The 778-nt window shown below is 38.4% G+C and carries 1 pseudogene; it reads right to left on the bottom strand.

Features of this window, described 5'->3' with window-relative positions:
- Positions 1-244 (bottom strand): annotated as a pseudogene (locus BWI92_RS26440) (MFS transporter); the annotation flags it as partial.
- Positions 245-778 lie beyond the last annotated feature (534 nt).

The following is a 778-nucleotide window of genomic DNA, read 5'->3' as shown; positions in this document are numbered from 1 at the left end:
GATGCCAATCGCTCATGATTTTCATACCAACAGGATATACACCAGCTAGAAAAAATCCTACTCCAAATCTTATGCTTAAAAGCAAGGTCATGTTTCCCATACTCCTAAGCGTAAGAAGGTTGATTAGTGCCCCTAAAAGTGCAGAGAAAACAAATACCCATTTGGGTGAAAATCGATCACTAATTGCCAAAATGGCATAACAAAGAGTTCCACAAACAAAACCTAATTGCACAGCTGAAGTCATGTTGCCTAAAAATGATTGTTTTGCGGAAATAGCGGTTGAATATCCTTTAAAATGGCATTGACTGCAAACCAAAGAGAAGTTCCCGAAAATTGAGCAAAAACAACGACTGGTGTTACAGTCTTAGGATTTTTATAAAATTTAACATAGTCTATTTTCTCAAATACTAATGAGTAATCATGCAAAATAAGATTTAAAATGCTCAGGCACTAGGCAACAGGCACAAGGCAAAGAGTTTTAACAAGTTTTTAATAACCCAAGCCATGCTTTTTCCCAAAGCCCACTGCCAAAAGCCGATACCTGAAAGCCTAAAGGCAACAGTCACAGGCAAAGAGTTTTAACAAGTTTTTAATAACCCAAGCCATGCTTTTTCCCAAAGCCCACTGCCAAAAGCCGATAACTGAAAGCCTATAGGCAACAGGAATTAAGCAAAGAGTTTAAAMCCAAGCCATGCTTTTTCCAAAGACTCTCTGCCGAAAGCCGATAACTGAAAGCCTATAGGCAACAGGAATTAAGCAAAGAGTTTAAAACCCAAGC

The organism is Flectobacillus sp. BAB-3569, from assembly GCF_002270355.1.
GTDB classification, from domain to species: Bacteria; Bacteroidota; Bacteroidia; order Cytophagales; family Spirosomataceae; genus Flectobacillus; species Flectobacillus roseus.
The sequence above is the reverse complement of the archived record's forward strand: the minus strand, read 5'-3'. Positions and strand labels throughout refer to the sequence as shown.